This is a genomic window from Nocardioides agri (assembly GCF_013778305.1).
Classification (GTDB): Bacteria; Actinomycetota; Actinomycetes; order Propionibacteriales; family Nocardioidaceae; genus Nocardioides; species Nocardioides agri.
Map to the genome: position 1 here is coordinate 59479 of NZ_JACEIC010000004.1, position 18838 is coordinate 78316.

23 protein-coding genes are annotated in these 18838 nt (G+C 72.7%); 9 read left to right on the plus strand and 14 right to left on the minus strand.

The genetic code is table 11. From position 1 onward, the window contains the following. Positions 1 to 36 precede the first annotated feature (36 nt). Together HZF07_RS22360 and HZF07_RS22365 are read left to right on the plus strand one after the other, a co-directional pair. Complete coding sequence (locus HZF07_RS22360) at positions 37 to 810, plus strand: septum formation family protein (RefSeq protein ID WP_309504929.1); 774 nt, start codon at positions 37 to 39, stop codon at positions 808 to 810. Continuing rightward, positions 807 to 1601 carry a septum formation family protein gene (locus tag HZF07_RS22365; protein ID WP_309504930.1) on the plus strand — a complete coding sequence of 265 codons (795 nt, stop codon included), beginning with the start codon at positions 807 to 809 and terminating at the stop codon, positions 1599 to 1601. The genes HZF07_RS22360 and HZF07_RS22365 overlap by 4 nt, the downstream gene beginning before the upstream one ends. On the opposite strand, the gene HZF07_RS22370 is transcribed toward HZF07_RS22365, so the two are convergent. Genes HZF07_RS22370 through HZF07_RS22410 form a run of 9 tightly spaced genes read right to left on the minus strand, consistent with a single transcriptional unit; the run spans position 1571 to position 9422 of the window. Beyond that, positions 1571 to 1969 (minus strand): nuclear transport factor 2 family protein, encoded by a 399-nt coding sequence (locus HZF07_RS22370; protein WP_157339780.1) that lies wholly within the window; start codon positions 1967 to 1969, stop codon positions 1571 to 1573. The two genes, HZF07_RS22365 and HZF07_RS22370, sit on opposite strands and share 31 nt — an antisense overlap. Then, positions 1969 to 2901 carry a GTPase Era gene (gene era, locus HZF07_RS22375; protein WP_157339781.1) on the minus strand — a complete coding sequence of 311 codons (933 nt, stop codon included), beginning with the start codon at positions 2899 to 2901 and terminating at the stop codon, positions 1969 to 1971. The genes HZF07_RS22370 and era overlap by 1 nt, the downstream gene beginning before the upstream one ends. After that, complete coding sequence (locus tag HZF07_RS22380) at positions 2898 to 3671, minus strand: siderophore-interacting protein (protein ID WP_181645606.1); 774 nt, start codon at positions 3669 to 3671, stop codon at positions 2898 to 2900. The genes era and HZF07_RS22380 overlap by 4 nt, the downstream gene beginning before the upstream one ends. 19 nt (positions 3672 to 3690) lie before the next feature. Then, the gene (locus HZF07_RS22385; protein WP_157339782.1) at positions 3691 to 4962 is read right to left on the minus strand and encodes a class I SAM-dependent methyltransferase; all 1272 of its coding nucleotides are present in this window, start codon (positions 4960 to 4962) and stop codon (positions 3691 to 3693) included. Then, positions 4959 to 6314 (minus strand): FAD-binding oxidoreductase, encoded by a 1356-nt coding sequence (locus HZF07_RS22390; protein ID WP_181645607.1) that lies wholly within the window; start codon positions 6312 to 6314, stop codon positions 4959 to 4961. Before HZF07_RS22390 ends, HZF07_RS22385 begins: the two co-directional genes overlap by 4 nt. Positions 6315 to 6339: 25 nt before the next feature. After that, a complete protein-coding gene (locus tag HZF07_RS22395; RefSeq protein ID WP_181645608.1) occupies positions 6340 to 6693 on the minus strand; it encodes a cytidine deaminase in 354 nt (117 codons plus the stop codon). Beyond that, positions 6686 to 7972, minus strand: a complete 1287-nt coding sequence (locus HZF07_RS22400) for a hemolysin family protein (RefSeq protein WP_181645609.1) — start codon at positions 7970 to 7972, stop codon at positions 6686 to 6688. Before HZF07_RS22400 ends, HZF07_RS22395 begins: the two co-directional genes overlap by 8 nt. Then, a complete protein-coding gene (gene ybeY / locus HZF07_RS22405; RefSeq protein WP_157339784.1) occupies positions 7969 to 8430 on the minus strand; it encodes an rRNA maturation RNase YbeY in 462 nt (153 codons plus the stop codon). The genes HZF07_RS22400 and ybeY overlap by 4 nt, the downstream gene beginning before the upstream one ends. Continuing rightward, positions 8427 to 9422, minus strand: coding sequence for a PhoH family protein (locus HZF07_RS22410; protein ID WP_157339785.1), 996 nt, complete (start codon positions 9420 to 9422; stop codon positions 8427 to 8429). Before HZF07_RS22410 ends, ybeY begins: the two co-directional genes overlap by 4 nt. Before the next feature lie 63 nt (positions 9423 to 9485). On the opposite strand from HZF07_RS22410, the gene HZF07_RS22415 reads away from it, so the two are divergent. Next, positions 9486 to 9725 carry a hypothetical protein gene (locus HZF07_RS22415; protein ID WP_157339786.1) on the plus strand — a complete coding sequence of 80 codons (240 nt, stop codon included), beginning with the start codon at positions 9486 to 9488 and terminating at the stop codon, positions 9723 to 9725. On the opposite strand, the gene HZF07_RS22420 is transcribed toward HZF07_RS22415, so the two are convergent. Both HZF07_RS22420 and HZF07_RS22425 read right to left on the minus strand, forming a co-directional pair. Next, positions 9722 to 10933, minus strand: a complete 1212-nt coding sequence (locus HZF07_RS22420; RefSeq protein WP_157339787.1) for a hypothetical protein — start codon at positions 10931 to 10933, stop codon at positions 9722 to 9724. The two genes, HZF07_RS22415 and HZF07_RS22420, sit on opposite strands and share 4 nt — an antisense overlap. Beyond that, entirely contained in the window at positions 10930 to 11268 is a 339-nt protein-coding gene (locus tag HZF07_RS22425) for an HIT domain-containing protein (protein WP_309504931.1), read from the minus strand. Before HZF07_RS22425 ends, HZF07_RS22420 begins: the two co-directional genes overlap by 4 nt. A 74-nt stretch (positions 11269 to 11342) precedes the next feature. Here HZF07_RS22425 and HZF07_RS22430 point away from each other — a divergent pair, with 74 nt between their 5' ends. Genes HZF07_RS22430 through HZF07_RS22445 form a run of 4 tightly spaced genes read left to right on the plus strand, consistent with a single transcriptional unit; the run spans position 11343 to position 14730 of the window. Further along, positions 11343 to 11858, plus strand: coding sequence for a SigE family RNA polymerase sigma factor (locus HZF07_RS22430; protein ID WP_309504932.1), 516 nt, complete (start codon positions 11343 to 11345; stop codon positions 11856 to 11858). Beyond that, a complete protein-coding gene (locus HZF07_RS22435) occupies positions 11858 to 12790 on the plus strand; it encodes a Gmad2 immunoglobulin-like domain-containing protein (protein ID WP_157339788.1) in 933 nt (310 codons plus the stop codon). Before HZF07_RS22430 ends, HZF07_RS22435 begins: the two co-directional genes overlap by 1 nt. A 27-nt stretch (positions 12791 to 12817) precedes the next feature. Next, entirely contained in the window at positions 12818 to 13705 is an 888-nt protein-coding gene (locus tag HZF07_RS22440) for a Gmad2 immunoglobulin-like domain-containing protein (RefSeq protein WP_181645610.1), read from the plus strand. Further along, entirely contained in the window at positions 13702 to 14730 is a 1029-nt protein-coding gene (locus HZF07_RS22445) for a winged helix DNA-binding domain-containing protein (protein ID WP_157339790.1), read from the plus strand. Before HZF07_RS22440 ends, HZF07_RS22445 begins: the two co-directional genes overlap by 4 nt. Positions 14731 to 14746: 16 nt before the next feature. Here the strand turns inward: HZF07_RS22445 and HZF07_RS22450 are convergent, their stop codons facing one another. The 3 genes from HZF07_RS22450 to hrcA are packed head-to-tail and all read right to left on the minus strand — an operon-like array spanning position 14747 to position 17711. Further along, positions 14747 to 15484, minus strand: a complete 738-nt coding sequence (locus tag HZF07_RS22450) for a 16S rRNA (uracil(1498)-N(3))-methyltransferase (protein ID WP_157339791.1) — start codon at positions 15482 to 15484, stop codon at positions 14747 to 14749. Continuing rightward, complete coding sequence (gene dnaJ / locus HZF07_RS22455) at positions 15484 to 16650, minus strand: molecular chaperone DnaJ (protein WP_157339792.1); 1167 nt, start codon at positions 16648 to 16650, stop codon at positions 15484 to 15486. Before dnaJ ends, HZF07_RS22450 begins: the two co-directional genes overlap by 1 nt. A gap of 41 nt (positions 16651 to 16691) precedes the next feature. Continuing rightward, complete coding sequence (hrcA, locus tag HZF07_RS22460) at positions 16692 to 17711, minus strand: heat-inducible transcriptional repressor HrcA (protein ID WP_157339793.1); 1020 nt, start codon at positions 17709 to 17711, stop codon at positions 16692 to 16694. A gap of 76 nt (positions 17712 to 17787) precedes the next feature. Between hrcA and HZF07_RS22465 the strand changes: the two genes are divergently transcribed. Next, positions 17788 to 18594 (plus strand): MBL fold metallo-hydrolase, encoded by an 807-nt coding sequence (locus tag HZF07_RS22465; RefSeq protein WP_309504933.1) that lies wholly within the window; start codon positions 17788 to 17790, stop codon positions 18592 to 18594. Between the two features lie 18 nt (positions 18595 to 18612). Next, on the plus strand, positions 18613 to 18837 hold the full coding sequence (locus tag HZF07_RS22470) for a hypothetical protein (protein WP_157339795.1): 225 nt from the start codon (positions 18613 to 18615) through the stop codon (positions 18835 to 18837). The last annotated feature ends 1 nt before the right edge of the window (position 18838 follow it).

Below are 18838 nucleotides of genomic sequence, written 5' to 3' on the forward strand. Positions count from 1 at the left end.
GGTGCCGCCACACCCCTCGGCGGTACGATCGCCGCCGTGCGCGCCGTCCTCCTCACCCTGTCGGTCGCGCTGTCCCTCTCCTGGCTCACCGCCTGCGGCGACGGCCAGCCGGCGGACCTCGCGGCACCCGAGGTCGGCGCCTGCCGGGAGCTGACGCCGGCCGACGTCGCGAAGCCCACCGACGACACCGAGCCGGTGCCGTGCGAGGACGAGCACACCGCGGAGACGTACGCCGTCGGCGAGATGCCCGCGACCTTCGGCGACATGGACTGGGACGACGTCGCGGTGAGCGAGTGGGCGGCCAAGACGTGCACGAGCGAGTTCCGCGACTTCCTCGGCGCCGACGTCAGCATGGTGATGCGGACCGTGCTCAGCTGGGCCTGGTTCCGACCGTCGGAGGGCGCCTGGGACGACGGCGCGCGGTGGTACCGCTGCGACGTGGTCGGCGGCGGGCAGCAGAGCAAGTCCTACGTCGCCCTGCCCACCTCCGCCAAGGGCCTGCTCGCCGGCCCACCCGAGGACGAGTGGATGGTCTGCGCGGACGGCAAGACGGTGGACGGCGCGGTGAAGGTGCCGTGCACCGAGCCCCACGAGTGGCGCGCGGTCACGACGATCTCGCTGGGCGAGGCCGACGACGACTACCCCGGTGACAAGGAGGTCGTCGACAAGACCCAGGACTTCTGCTCGAAGTCGGTGGGCGCGTGGCTGAACTACCCCGTCGACTACGACTACGGCTACACGTGGTTCCAGAAGGCCGCGTGGGACGCCGGCAACCGCCGCTCGGTGTGCTGGGCGAAGACGGAGCTGTGAGCCGCGCCCTCGGCCTCGTCCTCGCCGCCGCGCTGCTGCTCGGCGGCTGCACCGGCGACGACCCGGCCGACCCGGGGTCGGGGCCGACGGAGTCCGGCAGCCCGACGGACACCGCCAGCCCGACGGCCAGCCCGACGCCGCCGCCGCAGCCTCGCGACCGGTCGTGCTACCGGCTCGACCACGCCGACGCGCTCGCGCCGACGGCCGCGGTCGACAGCGTGCCGTGCACGGGGCGGCACACCGCGATGACCTACGCCGTCGGCGACCTCGGCGCCGGCGCCGACCCGGCCCGCACCTGCACGCAGCGGTTCGCGACGTTCGTGGGCGGTACGCCGGAGGACCGGCGGCTCAGCATGCTCCGGCCGGTGTGGTTCACCCCGACCGAGGACGACCTGGCGGCCGGCGCGAGCTGGTACCGGTGCGACGCCGTCGCGCTGGCCGGACCCGATCGGCTCGCGCCGCTGACCGGCCGGCTCAAGGGCGCGCTCGACCGCGAGCAGCAGCGGGACCGCTACGCGATGTGCAGCCCCGCCTCGCCGGGCGCGCCCGGCTTCGAGCGCGTTGTCTGCTCGGGCCGGCACGACTGGCGCGCGGTCGCGACCGTGCCGTTCACCGCCGAGCGCTACCCCGGGCTCGCGAAGGTCCGCAGCGGCGGCGAGGAGCCCTGCCAGGACGCCGGCGCCGACGCGGCGGGCGGCGCGCTCGACTACGAGTGGGGCTACGAGTGGCCCACCGCCGACCAGTGGCGGGCCGGGCAGCGCTACGGCATCTGCTGGGCGCCGGTCAGCTGAGCGGCCATCAGCTCGACCAGCCGCTGCAGGCCCTTGAACGGGCGCACCATCACCGTGAAGTCGGTCAGGCGTCCGTCGGGTCCCCAGGTCAGCATGTCGACGCCGTGCACGGTGAGCCCGTCGAGCTCGGCGCGGAACTCCAGCACGGCCGAGCCCGCGGCGTACCACTCCCGCACGTAGGTGAGCGTCGGGCCGAGCACGACGATCGCGGCCGCGAGGTACGCCGTCGTCAGGGCCTTGCCCTCCTGCGTCGCGTGCACCGCGGGCGAGTGGAAGGTGACGTTGTCCGCGAGCAGCGCGTCGAGCCGCGAAGGGTCACGCGCCTCGGCGAGGGCGTGCCACGCGATGACCGGCGCCGGGACGTCCATCAGAAGCCCAGCTTCCGGAGCTGGCGGGGGTCGCGCTGCCAGTCCTTGGCGACCTTCACGTGCAGGTCGAGGTAGACCGGCGTGCCGAGCAGCGCCTCGATCTGCTTGCGCGAGGTGGTGCCGATCGACTTCAGGCGCGAGCCCTTCGGGCCGATGAGGATGCCCTTCTGGGAGTCGCGCTCGACGTAGACGTTGGCGTGGATGTCGAGCAGTGGCTTGTCGTCGGGCCGGTCCTCCCGCAGCCGCATCTCCTCGACGACGACCGCCACCGAGTGCGGGAGCTCGTCGCGCAGCCCGTCGAGCGCCGCCTCGCGGATCAGCTCCGCGGCGAGGATCTCCTCGGGCGCATCGGTCAGGTCGCCGTCCGGGTAGAGCTGCGGACCCTCCGGCAGCTGGCCGACCAGCAGGTCCTGGAGGAGCGCGATCTGGTCTCCGGCCTTGGCGGACACGGGCACGATCTCCGCCCAGTCGACGCCGATCTCGGTGCCGAGGGCGGCGATGTCGAGCAGGTGGGAGCCGATCTGCTCGGACGTCGCCAGGTCGGTCTTGGTCGCGATCGCGACCTTCTTGGTGCGCTTGATCTTGGCCATCTCGGTGGCGATGAACTTGTCACCGGGACCGATCTTCTCGTTCGCCGGGAAGCACACGGCGACCACGTCGACCTCGGCCAGCGTGGTCTTCACGAGGTCGTTGAGGCGCTCGCCGAGCAGCGTGCGCGGACGGTGCAGGCCCGGGGTGTCGACCAGGATCAGCTGGGCGTCGTCGCGGTGCACGATCCCGCGGACCACGGTGCGGGTCGTCTGCGGCTTGTCGGAGGTGATCACGACCTTCTGGCCGACGAGCGCGTTGGTCAGCGTCGACTTGCCGGCGTTGGGCCGGCCGACGAACGAGACGAACCCCGACCTGTGGCTCTGCTCTTGCCCTGTGGTCATGACCCGTCCCTCGCCTCGTCGTACTCCGCCCAGATCTGCCCGTCGCTCTTGCCCGCCGCCTTGCCTGCCCGCCAGATCGGGCCGGGGTCGACCGCGCGCGGCTGGCGCTGCGCCACCCCACGCCAGTAGCCCATCACGTCGTAGGCCGCGGAGGGCAGCTTGCGGTCGCGCATCAGGTGCTTGCGGATCGCGCGCATCTGCGCGGACTCCCCCGCCATCCAGAAGTACCCGTCCCCCGCGGGCCAGTCGATCCCCTCGACGACCTCGGCCAGCCGGCTCTGACCCTCGCCCGGCGGCTTCAGCCAGGTGACGTCGGCGCTCGCGGGCAGGTAGCCGGTGAGCGTGTCGGGCACCTCGGCCCAGATCCGCGTGGGCACGTCGACGGTCTCGGCGATCCGGGCCATGGCGGGCATCGCGGTCAGGTCGCCGACCAGCAGCAGCCACCGCGCGTCCGCGGGCATCGCGAAGGAGCCCTTGGGCTCGGTGATGGTGACGGTCTCGCCGACGACCTCTCGCGCGGCCCACTCCGTCACGAGCCCGACCTCGTGCACGACGACGTCGAGCACGAGCTCCGCGCCGTCCCAGGAGCGCACCGTGTAGTAGCGGCTCTGGAACTGGCCGGGCACGACCAGACCGACCCACTCGTCCGGGACCCCGGTCGACCTGAACGACGCGAGACCGGGGCCGCCGAGCGTCAGTCGCACCAGGTGGTCCGACAGCTGCTCACGGCGCAGCACCTCTGCTGCGTGCTGCTGGGCCCTCGTGCTCACCACACGAGGCTATCGGCACTCAGAAGGTGTGGCGGAGGGGGTAGCCGCTGACGCCGTTGCCGTCGGTCTTCGTGGCGAGCACGTGGTGCAGCTGGATCTCGTTGCGCTCGAACGCGAGGCGCGAGCCCGCCATGTAGAGGCCCCACACCTTGGCGGTGCCCTCGTTGGTCTCGGCGACGCAGGCGTCCCAGTGGTCGACGAGGTTCTGGCACCAGCCCGCGAGGGTCTTGGCGTAGTGGACCCGGAAGTTCTCGTGGTGGTGCACCTCGAGGCCGACGTTCTCGACCGCGGAGACGATCGTCCCCGAGCCGATGAGCTCGCCGTCGGGGAACACGTAGCGATCGATGAACTGACCTGCGGTTGCCCGCGAGGCGTTGTCCTTGCGGGTGATGCAGTGGTTGAGCAGCCGGCCCTCCGGACGCAGCCGGTCGCGGATCCAGCCGAAGTACGCCGGGTAGTTCTTGACTCCGATGTGCTCGGTGAGGCCGATCGAGGAGATCGCGTCGAAGCCGGACTCCTCGACGTGGCGGTAGTCCATGAACCGCACCTCGGCCAGGTGGTCGAGCCCCTCCTCCTTGATCCGCTGCTGCGCCCAGGTCGCCTGCTCGCGCGACAGCGTGACGCCGAGCGCCCGGACGCCGTACTCACGCGCCGCATGGCGCACCATGCCGCCCCAGCCGCAGCCGAGGTCGAGCAGCCGCCGTCCGGGCTGCAGGTCGAGCTTGCGCGCCACGAGGTCGTACTTGGTCTCCTGTGCCTCCTCCAGCGTCGCGTCCGCCGACGGGTAGACCGCGCAGGTGTAGGTCATCGACGGACCGAGCACGTGCTCGTAGAAGGTGTTGGAGACGTCGTAGTGGTGGTGGATCGACTCGGCGTCGCGGTGCTCGGAGTGCCGGAACCCCTCGACCAGCCGGCGCCAGCGCGGCAGCGACTCCTGCGGAGGCGGCGGCGGGGGCTTGAGCTTGTCGAAGCCGAGGCCGCGCACGATGCTGAGCGCCTCGGCCGGCGTGGGGCGGCGGAACTTGGTGTGGTTCTGCAGCAGCCGCAGCGCCTCGTAGGGGTCGCCCGGGTGCACGCCGTGCAGCGCGAGGTCGCCCTGCACGTAGGCGCGCGCCATGCCGAGGTCGCCGGGCGCAGTGAGCATGTAGGAGAGCCCGCGCTCGTTGAGCAGCTCGAGGTGGATCTCGGCGTCCCGCGGACCGGCCTCGCTGCCGTCGTACGCCGTGAAGCGCACCGGCATGCCGTCGCGCAGGAGCGACCCGAACGCGTCGCCGATCTTCAGAGAGCTCATCGTCTCCTCACCGCCTTGTCGTAGAGGGTGGTCAACCGGTCCTGCGGGTCGTAGCGACCCTTCACGACGGCCAGGTTGGCGCCGTCGTAGAGATCGTCGAAGGTCTCGCGGTCGTAGAACGCCTCGCTGTAGAGCGACTTGTGGCCGTCGAGCGCGTGCACCTCGGCCTCGATCGCGCGGTTGCGCGGGGCGTCGACGGCCTCCGGGCCGACGTGGACGGTGCCCCAGAAGCCGACGTTGACGTAGAGCCGGTGCGGTTCGAGCGGGTAGGACGGCCAGTCGCGCTCGGCCTTGCACGGACACAGCCACACGGGCCGCATGCCGACCTCGTCATCGAACCAGTCCAGGAACTCAGGCAGCCGCTCGACCGGCACCTCGATGTCCTGGATGACCCGCTCGCGCAGCGGCCGTCCGGCACGCCGGTCCAGCCGGTCGGCGATCGAGAAGCGGCGGTCCAGGCCGAGCAGCCTCATGTAGACGTCGGATCGCCGCCAGCGCCTCGGCCAGAGCCGCCGCACGGTCGGGTGCTGGGCCCCGAACGCGCCCGAGCACCAGAACCAGTCGGTGTCCCAGCGCCACAGGTAGTCGTACATCGTCAGCAGGTCGGTCTCGCGCCGCTGGATGGACCGGTAGTAGATCTCCCGCCCGGCGTAGTCGCTCGTCGGCCCCGGCTCGTCCTGCCAGGTCGCCAGCGTCAGGTAGTACTCCCCCGGCTCGAACGCGACGCCGTCCATCGCGTCGACCCGCACCCCGTCGTACGACGCGGACTCGGCGACGTCGGCGATCGACTTGGCGAGCAGGCCGGCGTCGTCGAAGCGCACGTGCCGCAGCGCGACGTGACCGGGCACCGCCTCGAGCCGGATCTTGAGGCGGGTCGCGTAGCCGAGGGAGCCGTAGGAGTTGGGGAACGCGTCGAAGAGGTCGTCGCCGGGCGCACAGGTGACGACCGTGCCGCCGCCGGTGAAGACGTCCATCTCCAGCACCGACTCGTGCGGCAGCCCGTTGCGGAAGCTGGTCGACTCGATGCCGAGGCCGGTGACCGCCCCGCCGAGGGTGATCGTCCGCAGCTGCGGCACGACGTAGGGGATCAGCCCGTGCAGCAGGGTCGCGTCGACGAGGTCCTCGTAGGTGCACATCCCCTGGACGTCGGCGGTGCGGGCGTCGACGTCGATGGCGATCACGCCGTCGAGGCCGGAGACGTCGAGTCCCGGCGCCCTCGTGGCGTCACGGTGCCGGAAGAGGTTGGAGGTCCTCTTCGCCAACCGGACCGGGGCGTCCGGCGGGATCGCCGCGTAGGACGTCCGCAACCTCTCCACCGCGCGCTCGTGTGCGGGCCAGCCACGGAGACTCACGGTCGGAAACTTACTCCTCCGGAGCTCAGGCGTGGACCGTCTCAGCGATCGAACCCTTGACGTCGCCCCGGTGGACGACGACGCCGGGTCCCGCGAAGTCGCGGACGACGGTGAGGTCGTCGGGGAACAGCACGTCGGCGTCGGTGAGGACGACCGCGGCCTCGAGGCCCTGCGATCCGGAGGCCACGGCCATCGCGACGCAGACGCCGAGCGCCGAGACCTTGAGCGACGGCAGGTCGACGGTGGCGGCGGCGTAGGTGCGGCCGTCGGTGTCGCGCACGGCCGCACCCTCGGCGGCGCGGGTGCGGGCGCGGGTGGCGCGCGCCAGGGTCACCAGCTTCTTGTCCTCCGGCGACAGGGGGTCGGGCAGCTCACTCATCGTCGTCCTCGCCATCGTCGTCGGTCACCCGCGAGATCAGCACGGTGCCGATCCGGTTGCGGCGGCCGGTGGCCTGCTCGGCCTCGAACCGCAGGCTGTGCGCCTCGACGACCGAGCCCGGGATCGGCACCCGGCCCAGGTGCTTCGCCATCAGGCCGCCCACGCTGTCGACGTCCTCCTCCTCGACGTCGAAGCCGAAGAGCTCGTCGAGGTCGTCGATCGGGTAGCGCGACGAGACCCGCACCAGCCCGTCGTCGAGAGGCTCGACGTCGACCTCGTCGGCGTCGTACTCGTCGGTGATCTCGCCGACGATCTCCTCGAGGATGTCCTCGATCGTGATCACGCCGGCGGTCCCGCCGTACTCGTCGACGACGACCGCGACGTGCTGGCGCATCGCCTGCATCTCCGAGAGCAGCGCGTCGACCGGCTTGGAGTCCGGGACGAAGTGGGCCGGCCGCATCAGCTCGTCGATGCGCTGGGTCAGCTCCGCCTCGGGGGCGTCGAAGTCGCGGCGCACGACGTCCTTGAGGTAGGCGAAGCCGACGATGTCGTCGAGGTTCTCGCCGACGACCGGCAGCCGGGAGAAGCCGCTGCGCAGGAAGAGCGAGCGGGTCTGCCGCAGGTTCTTGTGCCGCTCGACGTAGACGACGTCGGTGCGGGGCACCATCACCTCGCGGGCCGTCGTGTCGCCGAGCTCGAGCACGTCGTGGATCATCTTGCGCTCGCCGGACTCGATGAGCGACGAGGCCTCCGCGAGGTCGACCAGCTCGCGCAGCTCGGTCTCCGTCGAGAACGGGCCCTCGCGGAAGCCCTTGCCCGGCGTCAGCGCGTTGCCGACCAGGATCAGCAGCCGCGGCAGCGGGCCGAGGACCGCGGTCACCCGCGCGAGCGGGCCGGCGGAGAGCAGCGCCACCCGCTCGGCGTGCTGCCGGCCGACCGTGCGCGGCGCGACGCCGATCGCGACGAACGAGACCACGAGCATCACGGCGATCGTGGTGATCACCGCGGGCCACCAGGCGCCGTCGTAGGCCTCGTCGACGGTCATCGCGACGAGCACGATCGCGGCGACCTCGCACAGCAGCCGCAGGAACAGCACCGTGTTGAGGTAGCGCGGGGGGTCCGAGAGGAGCGCGACGAGGCGACGTGCGCCCGGCCGGCCCTCGGCGAGCAGCTCGTCGGCGCGGGCGCGAGAGAACGACGACAGGGCGGCGTCGGCGGCGGAGAGGAGACCGGCGAGGACGACGAGGACCGCTGCGAGCACCAGCGGCCAGAGGCTCACTGCGTCTGTCCCGAGGCCCGCCAGGCCGCCAGCAGCCGGTCCTGGAGACCGAACATCTCCTTGTGCTCCTCGGGCTCCGCGTGGTCGTAGCCCAGCAGGTGCAGGATGCCGTGGACGGTGAGCAGCTCGATCTCGGCCTCGGTGCCGTGGCCGGCCGTCTCGCCCTGGCGGATCGCGACCGCCGGGCAGAGCACCAGGTCACCGAGCACGCCCTCCTCGGGGTCCTCGTCGACGAGCCCCGGCCGCAGCTCGTCCATCGGGAAGGCGAGGACGTCGGTCGGCCCCTCCTTCTCCATCCACTGCTCGTTGAGCTGGGCGATCGTCGGCTCGTCGACGGCCTTGATGCAGAGCTCGGCCATCGGGTGCACGCGCATGTCGTCCATGACGAAGCGGCTCAGCGCGGCCAGCCGCTTCACGTCGAGGTCGTAGCCGGACTCGTTGAGGATCTCGATGGTCATGACCGGCTGCCCTGCTGGCGCAGGGTGATCCGCGCGTCGTGCTCGTCGTAGGCTGCGACGATCCTGCCGACGAGCTTGTGGCGCACGACGTCGTGGGCGGTCAGCCGGTTGAACGAGATGTCGTCGATCTCGTCGAGGATCTCCTCGACCGCGCGCAGTCCGGACTTCTGACCATTGGGCAGGTCGGTCTGGGTGACGTCGCCGGTGACCACGATCTTGGAGCCGAAGCCCAGGCGGGTCAGGAACATCTTCATCTGCTCGGGCGTGGTGTTCTGCGCCTCGTCGAGGATCACGAACGAGTCGTTGAGCGACCGGCCGCGCAGGAACGCCAGCGGCGCGACCTCGATGGTCCCGGCCGCGAGCAGCTTGGGGATCGTCTCGGGGTCGAGCATGTCGTGCAGCGCGTCGTAGAGCGGGCGCAGGTAGGGGTCGATCTTCTCGGTGAGCGTGCCCGGCAGGAAGCCGAGCTTCTCCCCCGCCTCGACGGCGGGGCGGCTCAGGATGATCCGGTTGACGTTCTTGGACTGGAGCGCCTGGACCGCCTTCGCGACCGCGAGGTAGGTCTTGCCGGTGCCGGCCGGGCCGATGCCGAACGTGATCGTGTGCTTGTCGATCGAGTCGACGTAGCGCTTCTGGTTGAGCGTCTTGGGCCGGATCGAGCGGCCGCGGTTGCTCAGGATGTTGAGGCTGAGCACGTCGGCCGGCCGCTCCGTGGTCTCTGCGCGCAGCATCGAGAGCACCCGCTCGACGGTCTCGGGCGTGACGCCCTGACCGGTGCGGATGATCGCGACCAGCTCCTCGAGCAGCCGCTCGGCCAGTGCGACCTCCCCGGGCTCACCCTGCAAGGTGATCCGGTTGCCGCGGACGTGGACCTCCGCGTCGAAGGACTGCTCGATCAGCGCGAGGTGCTCGTCCCCGGCTCCGAGCAGGCTGACCATGTTGATGCTGTTGGGGACCACGACGGTGTGCCGGGTCGAGTGGGTCTCTGTCATGTCGGCTCCATGCTACGGGAGCGGCACAGCCCAGCCCACCGAGTTGCGGCGTACCGTGGTCGCATGCGGGAGGACGAGGACGACGACCTCGACGCGCCGCCGATCTGGTTCGCGGGCCAGCACCTGCCACCGGACGCGCGCCGGATGGGGCTGAGCCACCACGTGGGCGAGGGCGCGATCCTCGACTTCGCCGGCCGGCTGGACTCGGCCAAGCCGGTCCACCGGATCACCGCCTGGGTGCTGCTGCTGGTCTTCGGGCTGCCGGTCGTGCTCTCCGTGCTGCGGCTCGTCGCGGCGCTCTAGCTCTCCTCGTCCCAGGCGACGGTGAGCGTGCCGAGGCACATCTCGTCGGTGCTCCCCTCGGCCCAGATGACGTAGCGGTCGTCGCGCTGGCTCTCGAACGCCGGCAGGCGGTCGCGCAGCCACTGCTGGTGGGTGCAGCTCACCTGGACGTGGTCGCCCGCGTCGAGGTGCAGCGGCTCGCGGAGCGGCTGGGACCCCTGGTTGTCGAAGTCCCAGATCGGGATGTCGAGCACGGTCTTCTCGCGCGGTGTCCCCGGGTTGGTGACGATCTTGATCTTCCTGCCGAGCAGGTGCATGTGCCCGGCGACGCCGAGGATCGTCATCCCGCGCCACAGCTCACGGGTGCACGACGTCGTCTGCGTCGCCTTCGGCACCGTATTGCAGAGGATGTGCAGGGCGTTGTGGGTGAACTGGTCCGGACCGAAACGGGCTCGGACGTCGGCCTCGGCTGCCGGGCGGCTGCACAGCGGGCTGTCGTCGTGGTCGGGCCGGCACGGGAGCTCGACCGGAGCCGGCAGCAGGTAGGTGTGCAGCGGGGTCAGGCCCGTGCGGCCCGGCATCCAGCGCAGCTGGGCGCTGGACACGTCGGGTGCCGCGCCCTTGAGCAGGTTGTAGTGCACCTGCATGACGATCCGCGAGCCCGCCTGAAGACGAGTGCCGTAGCCGTCGCGCACCTTGGTCTCGTCGCCACCGGGCGCCCAGGCAGCCAGCCAGTTGGCGTCGTCGACGTTGGAGAACTCGCCGTCGAGGCCGGTGCCGCCGAAGCAGGTCCACCCCGGGTCCGCGCTGGCGGCGTCCTTGCGCTCCGCCTCCGCGACCTGGTCCGGCGAGACCCGGAAGAGGATCACGTGGTGCACGACCTGGGGGTTGCCGGGCAGCACGTGGCTGCCGGTGAGCCAGACGTCGTTCTTCAGGTGCGGGTCGAGCAGGAAGCAGCGGTAGTCGTCGGTGCCCTCCCCGGTGGGCGCGGAGGGCGTGTACTCCTGCTCCATCGTCAGCTTCATCCGGTGCTCGCCGGCGCGCAGCGGCAGCTTCTTGCCCGGCGGGAGGGCGGCGAGCTGGGCGGCCTCGACCTCGGGCGGGTCCGGCGGGGCCAGGACCTCGGCGGGTGAGCCGGTGCGCCGGTCCTGTCCCTCCTGCACGCAGCCGGTCAGGCTCAGCGCGGTGAGCAGCGCGAGCGGTACGGCGAGGGCGGCGAGTCGTCTCATCCGGGTGGCCAGGTCAGCGAGCGTCCACCGAGGACGTGGAGGTGCGTGTGGAAGACGGTCTGACCGGCGTCCGCGCCCGTGTTGAACACGAGGCGGTAGTCGGTGTGCCCCTCGGCCGCGACGATCGCCGCGGCCGCCGTGACCAGCTCGGCCGAGGTGGCGGGGTCGGCGGCAGCCAGGGAGGCGGCGTCGCGGTGGTGCTCGCGCGGGACGACCAGGACGTGCGTCGGCGCCTGCGGCGCGAGGTCGCGGAACGCGACGACGCGGTCGCTCGAGTGCACGACCTCCGCGGAGATCTCGCCCGCGACGATCCTGCAGAACAGGCAGTCGTCCACCAGACCTCCTTCGACGCCGTTGCCCTGAGGGTAAACCGATCGGCAGCCCGAAGCGTCCCATTAGCGTGACGACCGTGGCAGACCGACCCGTGTGGACGGCGGACGAGGCGCTGGTGCAGCTGTACGCCGCCCACTGGCGACAGCTCGTCCGCCTCTCGGTGCTGCTCGTGCGCGACCAGGGCACGGCGGAGGAGGTCGTGCAGGACGCGTTCGTCGCGGTCCACGGCCGCTGGGACCGGCTGCGCGACCCGGACCGAGCGTTGGCCTACCTGCGCCAGACCGTCGTCAACCGCTCCCGCTCCGCGCTGCGGCACCAGGCCGTCGTGGACCGGCACGCCGCACGTCGTACGCCGTCGGCCGACGAGCCCGGAGCCGACCAGGCCGCCCTGGCCACCGGGCGCCGCGCGGCCGTGCTCGACGCGCTCCGCGCGCTGCCGGACCGCCAGCGCGAGGTGCTCGCGCTGCGCTACTACCTGGATCTCTCCGAGTCCGAGATCGCCGAGACGTTGGGCATCAGCCGGGGTGCCGTGAAGAGCCATGCGTCCCGGGGCGCCGCCGCCCTGCGGCCCCTGCTCGAGAAGGAGCTGTGATGGACCTGCAGGAGCTGATCCACGACGCCGTGGCGGGAGTCGAGCCCACCGACCGGCTGGCGGCGATCCAGGCACGCGCCGCGACGCCCGCCGGCGCGGCCCGGCGGTGGTGGTACGCCGCCGGCGGGGTCGCGCTCGCGACCGCCGCCGCCGTCACCGTGGTGGCGGTCGTCAGCGACGACACCCCCGACCCCGGGCACCACCACGGCGAGCACGACATGACCGCCGACGACCCGGCGGTGGGCACCCAGCTGCTGCCGATCTACTTCGTCGGCGACGCGGCGGACGGGTCGCGTCTCTACCGCGAGTTCGACGAGGTGCCCGCGGGCGACCCCCTCGAGGCTGCGCTGGCGCGGATGCAGCGGCCGTCGACCGATCCCGACTACCAGGTCGTCTGGCCGCAGGGGACGCTCGAGTCCGCCCGGCTCGGCGACGGCACCATCGACGTGGAGCTCGGGGACGTGCGCACGGGGTTCCGGGCCGAGGACCTGGAGGTCCAGGAGGTCGTCTACACGCTCCAGGCGGTCGCCGGTGAGCGGCTGCCGGTGAGGTTCCTGCAGGACGGCGAGCCCGTGCTCGGGCCGGTCGACGCCGCGCCGGAGCTCGACGTCCTCAACCTCGTCAGCATCAGCGACCCCGGCGAGGGGACGGCGTACGAGGGACCGCGCGCGTCGATCCTGGCGCGGGGCCGGGCGAGCTCCTTCGAGGCGACGGTCCCGTGGGAGATCCGGGACGACCGCGGGGAGGTCGTGCGCGAGGGCTTCGCGACCGCCGAGGGCTGGCAGGACCATCTCTACCCCTGGCAGACCCGGGTCGACGTCTCGGACCTGCCCGCCGGGTTCTACACGTTCGTGGTCGAGACCGCGGACCCGTCGGGCGGTGCCGAGCAGAGCCTGCTGTTCACCGACACGCGCACGATCATCGTCCGATAGTCGGCCGGGACCGGGAAGATGGAGATCATGTCCACGCGCACCAGTCTCGCCGCCGCTGTGTCCGTCTCCGCGCTCGCCCTCGTGGGGCTGGCCGGGTGCGGCGAGGAGGAGCCGACGCGACCGAGCAGCGCCGACACGACGGAGGCGTCCGACCCGGCGGCCGCCGACGCGACCGACGAGCCGTCCCCCGACGCGCCGGCGACCACGACGGTGCCGGTCTACTTCGTCGGCGACACCCCGCAGGGGCCGCGGCTCTACCGCGAGTTCCGGCAGGTCGGGTCCGACAACCCCGCCGCCGAGGCGCTCGCGCTGATGACCGCGGGCGACGCGCTCGACCCCGACTACCGCTCGCTCTACCCCGAGGGGCAGTTCGCCGACGTCGAGATCACGGACTCCGCGATCACCGTCGCCCTGCCGGACGAGTCGTGGTCGCTGCCGGTCGAGGGCCAGTCCGACGAGGACGCGCGGCTCGCGGCCCAGCAGCTCGCCTACACGCTGCAGGGCATCGCCCAGGCGCGCACGCCCATCTCGGTCACCCTCGACGGCCAGCCCGCCGACCTCTTCGGTCTCGGGGGCGAGCTGAGCAACGAGCCGGAGCTCGACGTCCGTGCCCTGGTCAACGTCACCGCGCCCGCGGAGGGCGCGAAGGTGGGCGACACCTTCACCGCCGAGGGCGTGTCGAGCTCGTTCGAGGCGACGACCCCCTGGGAGGTCCGCGACGCCGACGGCACGGTCGTCAAGGAGGGCTTCGCCACCGCCGAGGGCTGGATGGACAAGCTCTACCCGTGGTCGAGCGAGGTCGACGTGTCCGACCTGCCTGCGGGCGAGTACACGTTCGTGGCGCGCACCGACGACCCGTCCGACGGCGAGGGCGCCGGCCCCACCGAGGACTCCAAGACGATCATCGTCTCGTGAGGCTGACGCGGCAGCGGCTCAACCGCACGCTGCTGCGGCGACAGCACCTGCTCGAGCGCACCTCGGCGACGCCCTACGAGATGGCCCGGCACCTGGTCGGGCTGCAGGGCCAGGAGCCGCTCCCGCCGTACCTCTCGCTCGACGCGCGGATCGCCGGGTTCGACCCGGCCGACGTGACGCGGGCGCTCGAGGACCGCACGCTCGTGCGGCTGCTGACCCTGCGCGGCACCATCCACGTGCTGACGGCCGACGACGCGCTGGCGCTGCGGCCCTGGACGCAGCCGGTGCTCGACCGGGTGCTGCGCAACCACGCGCCGGCCGACGCGGACGTGGTCCGGGCCGTGGTGCACGAGGCGCTCGCCGACGGGCCGGTCGGGCAGCGCGAGCTGGCCGACGCCCTGGCGTCGGCGCTGCCGGACGTGCCGCGGCCCGACCTCGGCGTGCTCGCCCGCGGGCTGGTGCCGCTCGTCCAGCTGCCGCCACGCGGCACCTGGCGCGGTCCCGGCGCGATCGTCTACGACCACCTGTCGCGGTGGGTGGGCCGCCCGGAGACCGAGCCGGACGTGCCCACGATCGTCCGCCGCTACCTGGGCGCCTACGGGCCCGCGACGGCCGCGGACGTCACCGCTTGGTCCGGCGTCACCCGGCTGGCGCCCCTGCTCAAGGCCATGGACGACCTGGTGCGGCACGAGGACGAGGACGGGAAGGTGCTCTTCGACGTGCCCGGCGCCGTGGTCGGGGACGAGGACACGCCGGCACCAGTGCGGCTGCTCGGCACCTACGACAACCTGTGGATCTCCCACGCCGGCCGCGACCGCGTCACCGAGCCCGCCAAGCGGGCCCGCTGGATGGGCGCGAACGGCGGAGTGGGGTCGATGCTGTTCGTCGACGGGTGGCTGGAGGGCCTGTGGCGCGCGGTCGACGACCGGGTCGAGGTGCTGGAGCTGTTCCGCGACCTCACGCCGGCCGAGCGGACCGGGCTCGACGAGGAGGTCGGGCGGGTCGAGGCGCTGCTGGCCGGCTAGGGCTCAGGCCCCAGCACTAGGCCCAGCGCTCGGTCCGGGCCAGGAGCGCGGCCACGGCCGCGACGCCCGCGGTGGAGGTGCGCAGCACCTCGAGACCCAGGCGCACGGGGACGGCACCGGCGGCGGCGAAGGCCGCGACCTCGTCGTCGGACAGCCCGCCCTCCGGGCCGACGACCACGACGATGCGTCCGGCCGGCACCTCGACCGCGGCCAGCGACGACGTGGCCTCCTCGTGCAGGACGACGGCCAGGTCGGCCTCCGCGACCAGCGCGGACACCTCGGCCGTCGACGCCAGCTCGGCGACCTCGGGGAACCAGGAGCGCCGGGCCTGCTTGGCCGCCTCGCGGGCGGTGGCTCGCCACTTCGCCAGCGACTTCGCGGCCCGCTCGCCCTTCCACACGGCCACGGAGCGCGACGCCGCCCACGGCACCACGCGGGCGACGCCGATCTCGGTGAGCACCTCGACCGCCAGCTCACCCCGCTCACCCTTGGGCAGCGCCTGCACGACCACGACCTCGGGCACCGGCGGTGGGGCGGCCGACACGGTCTCGACGGCCAGGGTGAAGACCCGCTTGCCGGTCGAGGCGACCGGCCCCTCGACCGCGACGCCCGCGCCGTCGGTCAGCACGACCCGTTCGCCGACCCGCAGGCGGCGTACGGCGACCGCGTGGTGGGCCTCGTCGCCCTCGACCGTGACCTCGTCGCCCACGCCGACACCCGCGAGCGTGGGCACCAGGTGGACGGGGAGGGACATCAGTGCTGGTTGAACGCGTCGCGGAGCCGGCCGAACATGCCCTTGTTGCTCGGGCGCACCTGACCGGAGGGCTTCTCCTCGCCACGGATCGCGGCCAGCTCGGTCAGCAGCTCCTCCTGGCGCGGGTCGAGGTTGCGCGGCGTCTCGACGACCACCGTGACGACGAGGTCGCCGCGGCCGCCGCGCAGCCCGGGCACTCCGCGCCCGCGGAGCACCTGCTCGGAGCCCGACTGGGTGCCCGCGCGGATGTCGAGGTCGACGCTCGTCTCGACGTCGCTGGACTCGTCGGTGACGACGTCGGCCTCGAGCGTCGGCAGCGTGACCGTCGTGCCGAGCGCGGCCGCGGTCATCGGCAGCGTGACCGTGCAGTGCAGGTCGTTGCCGTGCCGGGTGAAGACCTCGTGCTGCGCGACCACGATCTCGACGTAGAGGTCGCCGGCGGGGCCACCGCCGGGTCCGACCTCGCCCTCGCCGGCGAGCTGCACCCGGGTGCCGGTGTCGACACCGGCGGGGATCTTGACGGTGAGCGTGCGGCGGGCGCGCACCCGGCCGTCCCCGGAGCACTCGCGGCACGGGTCGGGGATGACGGTGCCGAAGCCACGGCAGGCCGCGCACGGGCGCAGCGTGCGGATCTCGCCGAGGAAGGACCGCTGCACCTGCGCGACCTCACCGGCGCCGTGGCAGGTCTCGCACGTCTGCGGGTGGGTGCCCGGCGCGGCGCCCTCGCCGTGGCAGGTCGAGCAGCGGACGGCCGTGTCGACCTTGAGCTCGCGGGCGACGCCGAACGCCGCCTCGGCGAGCTCCACCTCGAGCCGGATCAGCGCGTCCTGGCCGCGCCGCTCCCGCGGTCGGGGGCCGCGGCCGCCCTGGGCGCCGGCCGCGCCGCCGAAGAAGGCGTCCATGATGTCGGTGAACGAGAACCCGGCTCCCTGGCCGGCGAACCCGCCGCCCCCGAACGGGTCACCGCCGCGGTCGTACGACGCGCGCTTCTGCGGGTCGGAGAGGACCTCGTAGGCCAGCGAGATCTCCTTGAACCGCTCCTGCGCCGCGGGGTCGGGGTTGACGTCCGGGTGGTACTGCCGGGCGAGCCGCCGGTAGGCCTTCTTGATGGCGTCGGCGTCGGCGTCGCGGGCAACACCGAGAAGCTCGTACGGGTCCTGGCTCAACTGGGTTCCTTCGGTGTCGTGCTGGTGCGGGAGAAAGGCGCTCAGGCCTCGTCGAGGATGCGGGAGACGTAGCGGGCGACGGCGCGGACCGCGGCCATGCTGCCGGGATAGTCCATCCGGGTCGGTCCGACGATGCCGAGCCGGGCGAGCGCGAGCTCGCCGGGTCCGTAGCCGGCGGCGACGACGCTGGTGGACGCGAGCTCCTGGTAGGGGCCCTCGTGGCCGATGCGGACGGTGAGCGGCTCGGGCGACGCGGCCTCGCCGATCAGCTTGAGCAGCACGACGTGCTCCTCGAGCGCCTCGAGGAGGGGGCGTACGGCGGAGTCGAAGCTGTCGCCGTAGCGAGCCAGGTTGGCCGCGCCCCCGACCGCGATCCGCTCGTCGGAGCGGTGGTCGGACATCGCCTCGATGAGCGTCTCCACGACAGCCCGGGTGGCCGGCGGGACCGGCCCGTCGGCGGTGAGCAGCGCGGCGAGACCGGCGTTGGCGTCGGCGATGACCTCGCCGGTCGCGGTCCGGTTGACGAGCGCCCGGAGGTCGGCGAGCGCCTGCTCGTCGACCTCGGTCGCCAGCTCGACCAGGCGCTGCTCGACCCGGCCGGTGCTGAGGATGAGCACGACCAGGAGCCGGGTCGGCGCGAGGCCGACCAGCTCGACGTGGCGCACCGTGGAGCGGGAGAGCGTGGGGTACTGGACGATCGCGACCTGGCGGGTCAGCTGGGCGAGCAGCCGGACCGACCGCTGGACGACGTCGTCGAGGTCGACGGCACCGTCGAGGATCGTGGCGATCGCGCGCTTCTCGGCCGCGCTCATCGGCTTGACGGTGGTCAGCCGGTCCACGAACAGCCGGTAGCCCTTGTCGGTCGGCACCCGGCCGGCGCTCGTGTGCGGCTGGGTGATGTAGCCCTCCTCCTCGAGCGCGGCCATGTCGTTGCGGACCGTCGCCGACGAGACGCCGAGGCCGTGCCGCTCGACCAGGGCCTTGGACCCGACCGGCTCCTCGGTGTGGACGTAGTCCTCGACGATCGCGCGGAGCACGGCCAGCCGCCGGTCCTCCTGCATGTCCGCCTCCTGTCCGCGGGTCTCGGTCTGGCACTCAACAGCTCGGAGTGCCAAGCCTACTCGCTACCCTGAGCCGGTGGCATTCACCGAGGTCGCCGACCGGGTCTGGGTCGCGCGCTACGCGCTCTACGACGTCAACGTCACGCTCGTGGGCGGCTCCGACGGGCTGATCGTCGTCGACACCCACGGCACCGCGGCCGCGGCCGGCGAGGTGGTCGCCGACGTCGAGCGGCTGGGGGTGGGCCGCGTCACCGGCATCGTCAACACCCACGCGCACTTCGACCACGTGCTCGGCAACGCGACCTTCCACTCGGCCTACGGCGAGGTGCCGGTCGTCGCGCACGACGCGGCGGTCGAGGAGCTGGTCGCGTGGCGCGCGGCCGCCCCCGCCGAGGCGGCCGGGCTGGTGCTGCCCGACCGCACCTTCTCGAGCGCGATCGTGCTCGACCTCGGCGACCGCGCCGTCGAGCTCGTGCACCCCGGCCGCGGCCACACCAGCGGCGACCTCGTGGTGCGGGTGCCCGACGCCGACGTGCTGCTCGCGGGCGACCTGGTCGAGGAGTCGGCGGCGCCGGCGTACGGCGCGGACTCGTGGCCGATGGAGTGGCCGCTCAGCCTCGACATCGTGCTCGGCCTCACCACCGGCGGCTCGGTCGTGGTGCCGGGCCACGGGGCGCCGGTCGACCGCGACTTCGTCGAGGAGCAGCGCAACGCGATCGGCATCGTCGCCGAGACCATCCGCGACCTGGCCGGCCGGGGCGTCCCCCTGGCGGAGGCGCTGGCCGCCGGGGAGTGGCCCTTCCCGCGCGAGGGGCTCGCCGACGCCGTACGCCGCGGCTACGAGCAGCTGCCACGCAGCCAGAAGCGGTTGCCGCTCGTCTGACGGGGGTACGGCTCGGCCATGAGCAACCACGAGCCCGAGCGCATGCCGGAGCGCGACATCAGCGACGACGACCTGCCGGAGGACCTGCAGCCCACCGACGACAACCCGCTCGCGAAGGACCTCACCGACGAGGACGACCCCAAGCCCGCCGACGAGCTCGACATGCAGGGCGGCAAGCCGCCCGAGGGCTCCGAGGAGCAGAGCGACGCCGAGCAGAGTGACGAGGACGACTCCGAGGGGTGAC